The sequence below is a fragment of the Zoogloea sp. GW822-FHT05C07 genome (genome assembly GCF_058800215.1).
The window spans coordinates 4,753,252-4,766,955 of the sequence record NZ_CM179510.1 but is presented as its reverse complement, the minus strand read 5'-3'; the positions used below and the strand labels follow the sequence as shown (position 1 = coordinate 4,766,955).

13 protein-coding genes are annotated in these 13,704 nt (G+C 67.9%); 1 reads left to right on the top strand and 12 read right to left on the bottom strand.

The genetic code is table 11. The features are described from left to right. Nucleotides 1-7 precede the first annotated feature (7 nt). The 12 genes from AC3QL2_RS21970 to AC3QL2_RS21915 form a co-directional block, all read right to left on the bottom strand. Complete coding sequence (locus AC3QL2_RS21970) at nucleotides 8-2,071, bottom strand: TIR domain-containing protein (protein ID WP_493232444.1); 2,064 nt, start codon at nucleotides 2,069-2,071, stop codon at nucleotides 8-10. A gap of 9 nt (nucleotides 2,072-2,080) precedes the next feature. After that, nucleotides 2,081-2,377, bottom strand: coding sequence for a hypothetical protein (locus AC3QL2_RS21965; RefSeq protein ID WP_493232443.1), 297 nt, complete (start codon nucleotides 2,375-2,377; stop codon nucleotides 2,081-2,083). 246 nt (nucleotides 2,378-2,623) lie between these two features. Then, entirely contained in the window at nucleotides 2,624-4,003 is a 1,380-nt protein-coding gene (locus AC3QL2_RS21960) for a porin (RefSeq protein ID WP_493232442.1), read from the bottom strand. 184 nt (nucleotides 4,004-4,187) lie between these two features. Continuing rightward, entirely contained in the window at nucleotides 4,188-5,387 is a 1,200-nt protein-coding gene (locus AC3QL2_RS21955) for an ABC transporter substrate-binding protein (protein ID WP_493232441.1), read from the bottom strand. Between the two features lie 52 nt (nucleotides 5,388-5,439). After that, the gene (locus tag AC3QL2_RS21950; protein WP_493232440.1) at nucleotides 5,440-6,138 is read right to left on the bottom strand and encodes an ABC transporter ATP-binding protein; all 699 of its coding nucleotides are present in this window, start codon (nucleotides 6,136-6,138) and stop codon (nucleotides 5,440-5,442) included. Beyond that, complete coding sequence (locus AC3QL2_RS21945) at nucleotides 6,135-6,854, bottom strand: ABC transporter ATP-binding protein (protein ID WP_493232439.1); 720 nt, start codon at nucleotides 6,852-6,854, stop codon at nucleotides 6,135-6,137. The genes AC3QL2_RS21950 and AC3QL2_RS21945 overlap by 4 nt, the downstream gene beginning before the upstream one ends. Continuing rightward, complete coding sequence (locus tag AC3QL2_RS21940) at nucleotides 6,851-7,861, bottom strand: branched-chain amino acid ABC transporter permease (protein ID WP_493232438.1); 1,011 nt, start codon at nucleotides 7,859-7,861, stop codon at nucleotides 6,851-6,853. The genes AC3QL2_RS21945 and AC3QL2_RS21940 overlap by 4 nt, the downstream gene beginning before the upstream one ends. Continuing rightward, nucleotides 7,858-8,709, bottom strand: coding sequence for a branched-chain amino acid ABC transporter permease (locus tag AC3QL2_RS21935; RefSeq protein ID WP_493232437.1), 852 nt, complete (start codon nucleotides 8,707-8,709; stop codon nucleotides 7,858-7,860). Before AC3QL2_RS21935 ends, AC3QL2_RS21940 begins: the two co-directional genes overlap by 4 nt. A gap of 127 nt (nucleotides 8,710-8,836) precedes the next feature. After that, nucleotides 8,837-9,613 (bottom strand): SDR family NAD(P)-dependent oxidoreductase, encoded by a 777-nt coding sequence (locus tag AC3QL2_RS21930; protein ID WP_493232436.1) that lies wholly within the window; start codon nucleotides 9,611-9,613, stop codon nucleotides 8,837-8,839. 3 nt (nucleotides 9,614-9,616) lie between these two features. Further along, the gene (locus AC3QL2_RS21925) at nucleotides 9,617-9,967 is read right to left on the bottom strand and encodes an NIPSNAP family protein (RefSeq protein ID WP_493232435.1); all 351 of its coding nucleotides are present in this window, start codon (nucleotides 9,965-9,967) and stop codon (nucleotides 9,617-9,619) included. Then, nucleotides 9,964-11,670 carry an FAD-dependent oxidoreductase gene (locus AC3QL2_RS21920; RefSeq protein WP_493232434.1) on the bottom strand — a complete coding sequence of 569 codons (1,707 nt, stop codon included), beginning with the start codon at nucleotides 11,668-11,670 and terminating at the stop codon, nucleotides 9,964-9,966. The genes AC3QL2_RS21925 and AC3QL2_RS21920 overlap by 4 nt, the downstream gene beginning before the upstream one ends. Nucleotides 11,671-11,680: 10 nt before the next feature. Further along, nucleotides 11,681-12,499, bottom strand: coding sequence for an SDR family NAD(P)-dependent oxidoreductase (locus AC3QL2_RS21915; RefSeq protein ID WP_493232433.1), 819 nt, complete (start codon nucleotides 12,497-12,499; stop codon nucleotides 11,681-11,683). Between the two features lie 238 nt (nucleotides 12,500-12,737). Here AC3QL2_RS21915 and AC3QL2_RS21910 point away from each other — a divergent pair, with 238 nt between their 5' ends. Then, on the top strand, nucleotides 12,738-13,676 hold the full coding sequence (locus AC3QL2_RS21910; protein ID WP_493232432.1) for a helix-turn-helix domain-containing protein: 939 nt from the start codon (nucleotides 12,738-12,740) through the stop codon (nucleotides 13,674-13,676). The last annotated feature ends 28 nt before the right edge of the window (nucleotides 13,677-13,704 follow it).

Below are 13,704 nucleotides of genomic sequence, written 5' to 3'. Positions count from 1 at the left end.
CCGTCTCCTACTTGAACTGGCCGAGGGTCTGCACGAAGGCGTCGCAGTCGGACTGCAGGCGATCCTCGGCAGCCACCAGCTGGGCCCAGAAGCGCTCCTCGATCGGCGATACCGCGGTGCGCACCGCGTAGCGCCGCCGCGGCCGGACCTGCCCCTCGCTGCTGAAGATGTGCCCGACGAGGCGGTAATGCCACACGTCCAGGTTGTAGCCCAGGAACAGCAGCGCGCTCTTCTGAAGGCGCCGCGAGAAGGCGCTCGGCGGCTTGGTGTGCTCGTTCTCCAGGCGGCCGAGGAAGGTCACATGGTCGCTCTCCGTGATCACCACCGTGTCGATGCCGGAGCGTGGATCGGCCAGCGCGTTGGCGAACGGCGAGCCGACGATCTTGTAGATGATGCGGTCGCCATGCTCGCCCAGGTCGGACAGCAGCCAGTTGTCGGCCAGCTTCACCTCCACACCCGGCGTCTGCCCGCCGCGGCGGATCACCAGCAGGCGGCCGTCCAGCTCGTCGTCCTCGGCGCTGAGGATATGGGTCACTACCGTGAACGGCACGCCCGACTGCTCCAGCAGGTTCTCGAAGACCCAGTCATAGCTGGCCGACACGACGATCCACGGGCTCGTCATCGCTGCCAGGAAGCGGTGCGTGCCGGGCAGCACCGGGCTCTGGCTCTGCTCCTGCAGCACCGCGGTGAGGCGCCTGAGGAAGGCACCACGCTCGCCGCCGAAGACCAGTAGCAGGTATTCGGCAGCAGTGGCCAGCGGGTAGCGCTCGTCGATGCGCATGCCGGCCTCCAGCCCGGCGGTCTGGATCAGCGCGCTGACCAGCCGGAAGGAACTCAGCGGGCCGCTGCCGAACACCCCGTCGCCGACCAGCGGCACCAGCCGCCCCTCGTCCAGGCATCCGCGGATGGCCAGGAAGAACTCCCGGTTGCCGCGCAGCGCGGTGGCCGTCGGCGCCGCGGCGGTGCGGCGGGCGATCTCACCGCGGCTCGAATTGGTGTTGAAGCCCTTGCTGATCGCCTTCAGGTCGGGCGCCTCGGCGTCGATGCGGGCCTGCACATAGCGGCAGATCTCGTCCGCGGTAAGGATGCTGTCGCCGTCGTCCGCCTCGAAGGTCGTCACGCCGTGCACGAACCAGCGCACCATGCGCGACACCGCGCTGCCCTTGTCGGCCACGTCCCGGTCCATCACGGTGCAGCCGGACAGCAGGTACTTGCCCTGGCCCTGGCCCAGGTTGGCCACCAGGATGGAGGGGATGTCCACCTGTCCGCTGGCCTCCGGCGTCAGGCTGAAGAGGCAGTCGAGCATGATCACCAGCTGGCCGGCGGCGCTCTCGTTGAGGGCCCGCTTGGCGATCCACTCCATCGAGATCGCCGTCGCATCCAGGTAGTCGAGTTCCGAGTCGTTGGGGCACAGGTAGAGGTCGCCGCGGGCCGACAGCTTGGCATGGCCGCAGTAGTAGAACAGCACCGTGTCGTTGGGCAGCGCATCCTTGAAGACCTTCTGCAGGCTCTTCATCAGCGCCGTCTTTTCCGGGTTGAGCAGGCACTCGATCTCGAAGTGCGCGTCCTCCTTGCCGAGCACGTCGCGCAGCGCGTCCACGTTGGCCGACGCGGTGGCCGGCACCGGGAAACCCGTCGCGTGGGCGTAGGCATCCACGCCGACCAGCAAGGCCGAACGGGCGCCGCGCACGCGCTTCTCGATGGGCACCACGAAGTTGTCGCGCAGCAGCGGATCGGCCGGGTCGCCGGTCCACGCACGCAGGTCCAGCCATTGGGATTCGGTGAAGCCGAGGGGCACGCCGTCGCCATCCAGGCAGACCTGCAGCAGCGCCCGCCGCTGGGCCGCCCGGCTCGCTTCGGAGCGCACGAAATCGCTGGCCCGCGCCGCCTCGGTCCACAGCACGACGACGCAGCGGGCGCCGTCGATCTGCTCTTCGAGCTCGCTGCGCCAAGTGCTCGCCGCGTCGAGGTCGGCGTCCCACCACACCGCGAAATGCTCGGACAGCACCTTGGCCAGGGCCTCGGCCCGTGCCCGGTCGGGATGTGCGTAGCTCAGAAAGATGTCGGCCATGGTCCGCCCCTAGCGCGCCACGCCCGGCACCGCACCCCACTGGGTGTAGCAGGCACAGGCCGCCCCGACCGGCATGCCGACCGCCATCGGGCACAGCCCGGCGTTGGTGGCGCAGACAGTGGCCATCGGCAGACGCTGCTGCATCGGCGGCATCGAACGCAGGGGCGCCTGCTGTTGTACCGGCACGCCGCACAGGCGATCGATCTCCAGCGGCGCCACGCCTTCGTTGCGCAGCTGGATGCGCTCCCGCGTCGTGCAGTACGCATCGGCGCTCGCGGTCCAGCACAGTCCCGCGGCAAAAGTCATAAGCAAAACGAGCAGATCCCGGTGCTTCATGGCAATCACGGCCCCGAACTCGATGCGTCAGTTCTTTTTATATGGTGCGCGGGAACGGAAGTCCAAGGAATACTGCGCTTGGCAGCGAGACGCCCGCCGCCGCAGGGCCCGCAAACTCGCATCCGGGGAGCCGGGCCTGCCACCGTGGCCTGGCGCGGAGCGGGCGGACGAGCTGCGCCGAGAAGCTGCTCGCCGCCGCATCAGGCTAGGGCACCGTCAGCGCAGCAGATCCGCGTTGAAGGCGTAGGAGAAGCCCATCGCCACCGCGTTGGCCGAGCTGTGGCCGCCGAGGGTCTGGTTGGCCCCGTTGTCGCCGCGGGAATGGGCGTTGTCGAACAGCGCGTAGAGCTTGGCGTTCTTGTACAGCAGCCAGGTGGCGCCGAGGCCCAGGGTGTCAACGCGCGGCTTGTTGCCGTCTGCGATGTCGTAATGCTTGATGTAGTAGGACAGCATCAGGTCGAGCCGCGGATTGACCGAGTAGATGGCGCCGACGCTCTTCACCGACGCATCGGCGGCGGAATACGTGACGTTGGTGTTGGTGGTGTCCTTCACGGTGACGGCCGGCAGCGCGGTGTGCCCCATCGCGGCGCGCAGGCTGAGGGCGCCGATGCGGTAGGCGACGCCGAAGTTGCCGAGGCGGTAGCGGGCGTCCTGATTGGTGAGCACGTCCACCGGATGCCACTCGGTGTAGGAGCCGCCGACGCTCAGGTTGCCCACGTCGTAGGTGGCGCCCAGCGCCGCCTTGCTCCCCATCGAGCCGCTGCCGGCGATGGCGCCGGGGCTGTAACCGGCGATCAGGCGAGCGCCGCCGATGACCGGGCTGGTGTACTTGATCACCGCGTTGTCGCGGGAATCCAGGTTGTTGGCGACGCCGGGCGAATACTTGCCGGCGGCGGTGTTGAGCAGGCCCTGGCCGTAGATCGCGTTGCCGAGGCCCCACGCGCCGTAGGCCGAGGACATGAAGAAGTTGGTGAAGTTGGACGCCTCCACCTTCACCACCGCGTCCACCGCCACGGTCTGCTGGCGCCCGAGGGTCAGCGTGCCGTAGCGCCCTGCCAGACCAACATAGGCCGCCCGGTTGAAGACCACGCCGCTGCCGTTGCCGGCGTTGTAGCTCGACGGGGCGATCTGCCCGCTGGCCGACACCAGGTTGGCGCCAGTGGAGGTCAGCAGCTCGGTATCCAGCTTGAACAGCGCCGTCAGCCCGTCGCTAAGCTCGGTGGAGCCGGTAAAAGCCAGGTTGCTGGTGGCCAGCCCGGCGTTAAAGAACTTGGTGGTCTGCCCTTGCGAGGCAGCATTGCCGGGCGCCACGTTGCCCTGGCTGCCGAGGGCGGCGTCGAGGGTGCCGGACACGCTGAAACGGAAGCGCCCAGGGCCGCTGGCGGCCTCTCCGCCGCTCGCCACGGCGGCCGGCGCCGGCGCGGCCTTCTGCTCGGCGAGCTGGGTCTGCAAGGCCTGCAGCTGCTTGGCCAGAAGGTCGATCTGGGCCTGCAGTTCCTGCTCGCCGGCCATTGCGGTGCTGCTGCCGGCGCAGGCCGCGGCAATGCCCAGGGCCAGGCAGGTGTGGCGGAAGTGGCTGATCTCGTATTTGTGCATTCTTGTCTCCTCCTTGTGACGTGTGGGTGGAACGGCGGGGCTCGCTCCGTGCCGGCGAAAAATCGCGAAAAAACGCCCCCCTCGCCCGGTCAGGGGCGATGCGAAAAAAGTGATATGGATTCAGGCCGGCACCGCGAACGGGTGCCGGTGGGGACGCCGCCGGGCGCGCCGGCGGCGGATGGGCTTACTTCAGCTTGCAGCTGCCATTGGGCGCAGGCACCAGAGCCACGTCGTAACGCTTCTCGATGACCGGGCGCGGCTGGCCGTCCACCACCTTGACCTGGCCGATGTAGCTCGGCAGCACCAGCTGGTTGTCTTCGGCACGCATGTTGACCTTGCCGTACACGCTGTCGTAGCTCAGCCCGCGCAGCGCCGCGGCCACGTCGGCCGGCTTGACGCTGCCGGCCTTGCGCACCCCCTCGAAGATCGCCTGCGCGCCGTTGTAGGCCTGGCCCTCGTTCTCGGTGGGCACGCGCTTGTACTTGGCCTTCCAGGCCGCCACGAAGGCCTGGTTGGCCGGCGTGTCGATCTCGGCACCGTAGCCGATGTTGCCCCACACGCCCTTGGTGGCGTCACCGGTAGCCTTGACCACGAAGTCCATGATCGCGGCGTGGCCGATGATGCGCTTGCTGGTCAGGCCGAACTCCTTAGCCTGCTTGGTGAACGCGATCAGGTCGCGGCCGGCGAGCGCCACCCAGATGCCGTCCACGTTGGGGGCATCCTTGATCTGCGCGATGTAGGGAGCGAAGTCCTTGGTGCCGAGGGGCGGGAACAGGCTGACCGGGACACTCTTGCCGAGGGACTTGGCCTGCTTGGCGAAGAATTCCGCCGAGTCGCGGCCCCAGGCGTAGTCGGCGGCGATGACCGCGAAGTTCTTCTCCTTCACGCCCTTCATCCACTCGGTGAACATCGCCATGTCCATCGCGTCGGAGTGGTTGGTGCGGAACATGCGCGGCTTGCAGGCCTCGCCGGTGAGCCGGTCGCCCTTGCTGGCGACGACCACATACAGGGCGTTCCAGCGCTCCAGGTTCTGGGAGATGGCCTGGGAGATGGACGTGGGGATGGCGCCGATCAGCAGGTTGTTGCCGTCCCGCGCCAGCTTCTCGGCCACGCGGCGGCCGGCCTCCGGCGTGCTCTCGTCGTCGGCGACCTGGACGGCGACCTGCCGCCCGTCCACGCCGCCCTTGCGGTTGGCCTCCTCCGCCGCGAACTGGATGCCGCGCAGGACCTCCTCGCCCTGCTGGGCGAACACGCCGGACACCGAGCTGACTGCGCCGATGCGCAGCGGCTCCTTGTCCACCGCGGCGTGGGCGCCGAGGGGCGCGAGCGCGCCGATGGCGAGGGCGATGCAGGTCTTGCCGAACAGGTTGGTGCTCTTCTTCATGAGTGTCTCCTCTGTTGTTGTGCTGGATCTAATGCGATGGATACGCGGCCGCTCAGGCGACCACGTGTTCCTTGAGTTCGTGCATCACGGCGGCGTTCACCGGCCCCTGGCCGATCACCGCGCCCTTGGCCATCGCGTAGTAGCGGTGGGCCACCCGCTCCACCAGGCTGAGGTTCTGCTCAATGAGCAGCAGCGCGGTGCCCAGGTCGGCCACCTGGTTGAAGATGGTCGCCAGCTGGTCGACGATCACCGGCGCGAGGCCTTCGGTCGGCTCGTCGAGGATCACCAACGCCGGGTTGGACATCAGCGCCCGGCCGATTGCCAGCATCTGCTGCTGGCCGCCGGACAGCGCGGTGCCCGGCGTATGGGCCCGCTCGCGGAGGATCGGGAACAGCTCGTAGATGCGCGGGACGGTCCAGTGCCCCTTGCGCCCGGCGGCGGTGCCGAGGATCAGGTTCTCCTCGACGCTCAGGTTGGCGACGATGCCGCGCCCCTGGGGCACCACCGCCACGCCGAGGCCGGCCGCCACGTAGGGGCGCGGCTTCTTGAGGCCGCTGCCACCGATGGCGATGCTGCCGCCGCGCAGGCTGGCCACCCCGAGCAGGGTGTTCACGCAGGTGGTCTTGCCGACCCCGTTGCGGCCGATCAGCGCCACCCGCTCGCCGGCGGCGATCTCCAGGCTCATGTCGTGCAGGATGTGGGCGGCGCCGTAGAAGGCGTTCACCCGCTCGAATTTCAGCAGCGTGCTCATGCGGCGCTCCCCAGGTAGGCTTCCCGCACACGGGGATGGGCGCGCACCTCGGCGGGTGCGCCGCTGGCGATGACGCGGCCGAGCTCCATCACCGTGACGGCGTTGGAAATGCCGAACACCACGTCCATGTCGTGTTCGACGAGGAGGATCGACACCTCGCGGCGCCCGGTGAGCACCTTGAGGTGGTGCGCCAAGTCTTCCGACTCCTGCGCCGACAGGCCGGCCATCGGCTCGTCGAGGAGCAGCAGCGAGGGCTGGCCGACCAGCGCCAGGGCCAGGTCGAGGCGGCGCTGCTCGCCGTAGCCCAGGTCGCTGGCGGTGACCTGGGCCATGTCGAGCAAATCCAGCTGGCGCAGCACTTCGCGGGCGTCGGCCTCCGGCTTGTCGGCACCGATCTTCCAGGACGCCAGCTCCACCTGCGCGCCGACCTTCATGCCGTGGAAGATGCTGGTGCGCTGGAAGGAGCGCGACAGGCCGCGGCGGCGGCGCTCCAGCGCGCCGAGGGCGGTGACGTCCTCGCCGCGCAGGCGGACCCGGCCGCGGGTCGGCGGGCGCCGTCCGGTGATGGCGTCGATGATGGTGGACTTGCCGGCGCCGTTGGGGCCGATGAGGCCGCGCACCTCGCCGGGCGGAATGCTGATGGACACCCCGTCCACCGCCTTGACGCCACCGTAGTGGACCGCCACGTCTTCGACTTCGAGGGAAAGCGCTTTCATGTCCGTTCCTTCAGTTCAGGGATGATGGCTGCGGCGGCCTGGGGCACGACGGCCTTGCGCCGGAACAGGCGGGCCAGCGCGCCGCTGATGCCCTGGGGCGCGAAGACGATGACGACGATCAGCGCCACACCGAAGATGGCCAGCCAGTGCTGGGCGAAGTCGCCCACCAGATCGCGGCTCATGAAGAACACGATGGCGCCGAGGGCCGGCCCCCACAGGTAGCGGTAGCCGCCGATGACGACCATCATCAGGGCCGTGCCGGAGACGCTCCAGTGCATGCTCTCGGGGGACACGAAGGCGGTCTGGAAGGCCGACATCAGGCCGGCCAGGGCCGTCACGGTGCCCGACAGGGTGAAGATCAGCACCCGCGGCAGCAGGGTCCGGATGCCGATGAAGCGGGCCCGCTCCTCGTTGTCGCGGATCGCTTCGGTGGTGGCGCCGAAGCGGCTCGCCATCAGCGCGGCGACGATGCCGATGCTCAGCACCAGGCCGCTCCACGCGAAGTAGAACATCGCGTCCTGGCGGGTCAGCAGCGAGATATCCAGGCCGAACAGGGTGTCGGGCCACGGGATGTTGATGCCATCCGCCCCGCCGGTGAGGTTCCGCGAACGGGACGCCACCTGGTAGAACATCTGCCCGAGGGCCAGGGTCAGCATGCCGAAGGCGATGCCCGGTACCCGCACCACCACGAAGCCGATCAGGAAGGCGAACAGCGCGATCCCGAAGAAGGCCGTGACCAGCGCCATCTCGGCCGACATCAGCTGGCGTTCCAGCAGGATCGCCACGACGTAGCCGCCCAGCCCGTAGAAGGCCGCGTGGCCGAAGCTGACCATGCCGTTCTGGCGCAGCAGGATGCCGACGCCGAGGGCAAAGATCGCGAAGATGGTGGCCTGGGTCAGCAGGGACAGCACGGTTTCCGACGTGACGGTGAGCGCCACGACGGCCCCGGCGGCCAGCGCCACCGCAACCCCGCCGGCGATACGCCCGTTGGTGAGTTCGCGGCTCATACGCGGTTCCCGGCAAAACCCGCCGGCCTCCACAGCAGCACAGCCATCATCAGCACGTAGGGCAACACCGTGGCGAACTCGGGCAGATAGACCGCGCCGACGGCCTGCACCTGACCGAGCAGCAGCGCCGCAGCGAAGGCCCCGGACAGGCTGCCGAGGCCGCCCGTAACCACGACCACGAAGGAGTCGATGATCACGTCGCTGCTCATCGACGGCGACAGGGACAGGAAAGGCGCCGCGATGATGCCGGCCAGCCCGGCCAGCGCGGTGCCGACGGCCACCACCAGGCCGCTGAGGCGATCCACGTTGACGCCCTGCATGGAGGTGATGGTCGGCTCGGTGCTGGCGGCACGCACGAACAGGCCCATCTTCGAGTAACGCAGCCACAGGGTCAGCGCGCCGGCCACAACCAGGCCGAAAAAGATCACCGCGATACGGTAGGCCGGCACCGACATGCCGAAGAGGTCCACCGAGGCGCTCAGCACATCCGGCGCCGGCACCGACAGGTTGCTCTTGCCCCACACCGTCTGCACCAGATCCTCGAGGACCAGCAGCAGGCCGAAGGTGACCAGGATGACGGTGAGCGGGTCGCGGTCCTGCAGCGGGCGGAACGCGAAGCGGTCGAGAGCCAGGCCGAGCAGGCCCATCAGCAGCGGAACCGCCACCTGGGCGACCCAGAAGTTGGTATGGGATGCCACCGTGTAGCCCAGGTAGGCGCCGAGCATGTACAGGGAACCGTGGGCGAAATTCACCACCCGGCGCAGCCCGTAGATGAGGGCAAGGCCCGAGGACATTACGACGAGTAACGCCCCATAGACCAGCCCGTTGAAGATGTTGATGCTTAACACGTGTCTCTCCTCCGTGGGATTGATGGTTTTCTGCTCCGGGTGGCGGACGCGATGGACGCAAGCATCCCCGCCCCGTCCCGGCGTGTTGCGGACGTGGTGTTCTCCTCCTTGGGTTGTGGGGACGGGCTCAGGGGCCGAGGGCGTTCTCGGGTGCGCCGAAGGCCAGCCAGCCGCCATCGGCATGCAGCGTGGCGCCGGTGACGTAGCTGGCCCGCGGCGAGGCAAGGAAGGCGATGACCTCGGCGATCTCCTCGGGACGCGCCATCCGGCCCAGCGGCGTGCGGGCCTCGATGGCGGCCGCATCGAAGGCGCCACGGCGTTCAAGATCGTCGATCAGCGCGGTACGCACGTAGCCGGGGGCAACGGCATTGACGCGGATCCCGCGGCGGGCCCACTCGCAGGCCATCGAGCGGGTCATCGCCGCGACGCCGGCCTTGGCCGCACCGTAGGCGTTGCGGCCAGGAATGCCGGCGACAGCGGCGATGGAAGCGAGGTTGACGATCGCCCCGCCGCCCTGCTCCACCATCACCTTGGCCGCAGCGCGGCTGAACAGAAAGCTGCCGCGCAGGTTGATGGCGAGCACCCTGTCGAAGCCTTCGACGCTCTGCTCCAGCGTCGGCACGGTCTGGTCACCGACGCCGGCGTTGTTCACCAGCACATCCACACGGCCGAATTCCTCGATGACGGCGCGCGGCACGGCGTCCACATCGGCTTCGACGGAAACATCGGCCCGGTAGCCCCGGTGCGCTTCGCCCAGCTCATCGGCCCGTTGCCGCACAAGGTCCTCGCGCAGATCCACCAGCGCCACCCGGCAGCCGTCGGCAGCCAGGGCCTGCGCGGTGGCCCAGCCGATGCCGTCGGCCGCGCCGGTGACGATGGCCACCCGTTGCAGATCGGTCGCCATGGCTCAGCGTCCCTGCATGGTGTTCAACGCAGCCCGGCGGATCAGCCGGGTCTCCTGGGCGACGATCAGGTCCGCCGACGCCGCCAGATAGGCCGGAAAATCCGGATGGGCGTCCCGCGCCCGGCTGCGGCGTTCGTAGTCCGCCAGGTCCGCGTAGGCCCACAGGTGCACGAACTGGTTCTGCGGCCCGACCAGGCTGGTGTACGCGCCGACCGGGTTGCCGAGGGTCTCGAGGAGAATCGGCATCGCGAGCCGGTCGAAGACCTCCAGGAATTCGTTCATCTTGCGCAGCCGGATGGTGTAGATACGGTGGTCGATGAGCGGCAGCGCGGCCGGATCGAAATGCGGGTTCATGCAGCCCTCCCGGCCTGGTCGGCGATGTGGTTGGCGGTGATGAAGCCGAAGGTCATGTTCGGCCCGTGGGTGATGCCGGCGCCCGGGTAGTTGCCGCCCATAATGCTGGCCCGGTCGTTGCCGACCGCGTACAACCCGGCGATCGGCGCCCCGTCGCGGCGCAGCACTTCGCCAACGACACTGGTCTTGATTCCGTCGAAAGTGCCCAGGTCGCCCATCACCACCTTGACCGCAAAGAACGGCCCCTGGCGGACCGGCGCCACGCAGGGATTGGGCTTGTTGTCCGGGTCGGCCAGGTAACGGTTGAAGGCGGTGCTGCCGCGCCCGAAGGCGGTGTCCTCGCCGCGTTCGGCGCCGACGTTGTAGTCGCGCACGGTGGCTTCGAGGCCGGCCGGGTCGATGCCAGCGTTGCGCGCCAGTTCGGCCAGTGTGTCGCCCTTGATCAGGTAGCCGTTCTTGATGAAACGGCCGATGGGCATCGGCGCCGGTTTGACGAAGCCGAGGCCGTACTTGCCAAGGGTCGGCTTGTCGCAGATCAGCCACATGGCGGTTTCCGACTGGCCGGCGCAGGCGCGGATCAACGCAGCACCCACGTCGTGGTAGGACTCGGCCTCGTTGGTGAAGCGCTTGCCATTGGCCAGCACACCGATGATGCCGGGCTTGTAGCGGTCCAGCAGGTGCGGGAAGACGCCGTATTCGCCGTTGCCGTAGGGCACGCGAGAGACCGGCATCCACGCCGAGGTGTCCTTGAAGCGGATGTCCACCGCGGCGCCGGCAGCCTCGGCCATGTTCACGCCGTCGCCAGTGTTGCCGCGGGGCGTCGGCGACAGATGCTCACCGCCCCTGGCCAAGTGCGGATAGGCCTGGGCGATGCGCTTGACGTCATGCGGGAAGCCACCGCAGGCCAGCACCACCCCATGTCGGGCGGTGATGCGCCGCTCGCCGCTGGCGCCGCCGATCAGCACGCCGACGGCCTGCTCCTTGTCCATCAGGATCTGCCGCGCCGGCGAATCGGTGAGGATCGGAATACCCAGATCGAGAGCCGACTTGGCCAGCCGCGCGGCCAGCGCGTTGCCGCTGGTGACGTTGATGGCGCGGCGGTACAGGGCCAGCTCCTTCATGTGGTTGGCGAGGCGCTTGGCCACATACACGAAGGACGTGAGCGACTTGGTGGCCTGGAAGAAGTGCTTCAGGTCGGCGTTCGACGAGTTGAACATCATCCCCATGAAGGTGATGGTCTTCAGCGGCAGCTTGAGGCGCGCCATGTCCTCGCCGAGGCCGCGGATGTCGAAGGGCGCGGCCAGGATGGAGCGGCCGATATCGACGCCGCCCTTCACCTTCGGGTGGTAGTCCGGGTAGAGGGTCGGCACGAATTTCATCGAGGTCTCGCGCTCGAAGAACTCGACCATCTGTGGGCCGTTGGCGAGAAAGGCATCGACGGCGGCTTCGTCGTAGTACTGGCCGGTCTCGGCCATCAGGTAGGTCTTGACCGCCTCGCGGGTGTCGCGGGGGTTCTGCTTGCGCCCATGCGGCCCGAGGGGAATCCATAGCACGCCGCCGGACAGGGCGGTGGTGCCACCGAAGACCGGTTCCTTCTCGATGACGATGACGTCGAGGCCGCGCTTGCGGGCGGTGATGGCGGTGGCCAGGCCGGCGGCGCCGGAACCGACGACCAGCAGGTCGCAGTCGGGATGTGCGTTCATGCGTCTCTCCTCAGGCGGTCTGGTTGTAGCCAGGACGCGGCACCATATCCATCAGCATCGAGGACATGCCGCCATCCACCACCAGCTCGGCGCCGTTGATGTAGGCCGCCCGCGGGCTGGCCAGGTAGAGCACCGCGTCGGCGATGTCCTGCGGCTCGCCGATGCGCCGGCTGGCGGTGACCGCCGCACGCTTCTGCTCGAAACCTGGCTCCTCGTAGAAACGCGCCGACAACGGGGTACGGATCATGCCGGGGCACACCACATTGCTGCGCACGCCCTTGTCGCCCCACTCCACCGCCATCTGGCGTGACAGCAGCAGCACACCGGCCTTGCTGGCGCTGTAGGCGCCGCTGCGGGTCTGCGGAAAGTGCGCGGCGATCGACGCCACATGGACCACGCTGCCGCCGCCCTTCTCCGCCATCTGCGCCGCAAAGCTGCGGGCGCACAGCAGATAGCCGGTGAGATTGACCGCCAGTACGCGGTTCCAGTCTTCCAGCGACACCGTATCCAGCCCGCCAGCGGAGAGCACGCCGGCGTTGTTGATGAGCGCGTCGCACGGCCCGAGGGACTCGGCCACCGCCGCCGCCGCCATCGCCACCGCTTCGGCGCTGGAGGTGTCGCAGCCCAGACCAATGGCTTCCGCACCAGCCTCGACGAGGCTTTCGGCGACGCCGCGGCAACCGTCCGCATCCCGATCGAGCAGCGCGACCTTCGCCCCGGCTTCGGCGAGGCTGTGGGCGATGGCCGCACCAATACCGCTGGCGGCACCCGTCACAACACAGACTTTTCGATCCAGCCCGAGCCAGCTTGATTTGTGCACCTGCATCATTTCGTGCACTCCCTGCCGGGCAGTCCGGAACACGACACGTGGGCTTTCGGGATGGCTGCAGGCTCGGCCGCAAAGCCGCACCAATGCATTAATTCACTGATTAGTATTGAATTTATCGGTGAAACGGGTTTTGATATCATCACTCCACCTTATATATCTATAAGTATTTTGGTGGATTCAGTATCGAGGCAAATGCCTCCCCGTTGATTCACATTTCCGGCAAAAAACAGGACAAATCGTGCACACCCCGACACGCCGCACTGCGATTCCCAACTACGCCCTGTACGGCGACCAGGCCCAGCCCGGCTGGTACGATTCCTACGATTTCGAGTGGATTCCGCAACGCTCGCGGCCGTACAACTGGCAGATCCAGCCGCACACCCACGACGGCTTCCTGCAGATCCTGTACATGCAGAAGGGGCGCGGGGAGGTCCTGCTGAACAACACCAAGTGGCAGATGGTCGCACCCTGTTTGGTGGTGGTACCGGCGCGCACCGTACATGGCTTCCACTACTCGGCCGATACCGACGGCCCGGTGATCACGGCAGCACAGAAGCCGCTGGAATCCCTCGCCGCCATGCTGATGCCCGAGCTGATCCAGACCATCCGCAGCCCGGCGGTGATTCCGCACGCGGAATCGAGCCGCTACGCCGACGGCCTGCTCCCGCTCTTCCTCGCTGCCGAGAGGGAATTCCACACCCACGCCCAGGGCCACTCCGCCGCCGGCATGTCCCTGCTGACGGCGCTATTGGTGCAGATATCGCGTCTGAGCAGCGTCCTCGAACCGGCGCCGGTGGCTGCCCAGTCGCGCAAGGCCGCGCAGGTCGAGCGCTTCCGGACGCTGGTGGACCAGAAATTCCGCAGCCATCAGCCGGTGTCGGACTACGCCGGCGAGATGGGCATGACACCCGGCCAGCTATCGCGGATCTGCCGGGAGCTGCTGGGCGTATCGGCGCTGGATGTGATCAATGCACGCCTGATCCACGAGGCCCAGCGCGACCTGGTCTACACCCCCAACAGCGTCAAGCAGTTGGCGGCCTCGCTGGGATTCAACGATGAGGCCTATTTCGGCCGCTTCTTCCGCAAGCACACGCAGATGAGCCCGCGCGCCTTTCGCCAGCAGGTTCTGCAGCAGATGCGCCAGCAGGACGGCGGGGAGGTGGAGAGCGTGGCATGACCAGCGCTGCAGTCGACGGATCGAACGA

Coding starts and splice junctions, on each gene's coding strand:
- AC3QL2_RS21970 (WP_493232444.1), bottom strand. CDS start 2,071: ATGGCCGACATCTTTCTGAGCTACGCACATCCCGACCGGGCACGGGCC.
- AC3QL2_RS21960 (WP_493232442.1), bottom strand. CDS start 4,003: ATGCACAAATACGAGATCAGCCACTTCCGCCACACCTGCCTGGCCCTG.
- AC3QL2_RS21925 (WP_493232435.1), bottom strand. CDS start 9,967: ATGAACCCGCATTTCGATCCGGCCGCGCTGCCGCTCATCGACCACCGT.
- AC3QL2_RS21915 (WP_493232433.1), bottom strand. CDS start 12,499: ATGATGCAGGTGCACAAATCAAGCTGGCTCGGGCTGGATCGAAAAGTC.
- AC3QL2_RS21950 (WP_493232440.1), bottom strand. CDS start 6,138: ATGAGCACGCTGCTGAAATTCGAGCGGGTGAACGCCTTCTACGGCGCC.
- AC3QL2_RS21920 (WP_493232434.1), bottom strand. CDS start 11,670: ATGAACGCACATCCCGACTGCGACCTGCTGGTCGTCGGTTCCGGCGCC.
- AC3QL2_RS21940 (WP_493232438.1), bottom strand. CDS start 7,861: ATGAGCCGCGAACTCACCAACGGGCGTATCGCCGGCGGGGTTGCGGTG.
- AC3QL2_RS21945 (WP_493232439.1), bottom strand. CDS start 6,854: ATGAAAGCGCTTTCCCTCGAAGTCGAAGACGTGGCGGTCCACTACGGT.
- AC3QL2_RS21930 (WP_493232436.1), bottom strand. CDS start 9,613: ATGGCGACCGATCTGCAACGGGTGGCCATCGTCACCGGCGCGGCCGAC.
- AC3QL2_RS21955 (WP_493232441.1), bottom strand. CDS start 5,387: ATGAAGAAGAGCACCAACCTGTTCGGCAAGACCTGCATCGCCCTCGCC.
- AC3QL2_RS21965 (WP_493232443.1), bottom strand. CDS start 2,377: ATGACTTTTGCCGCGGGACTGTGCTGGACCGCGAGCGCCGATGCGTAC.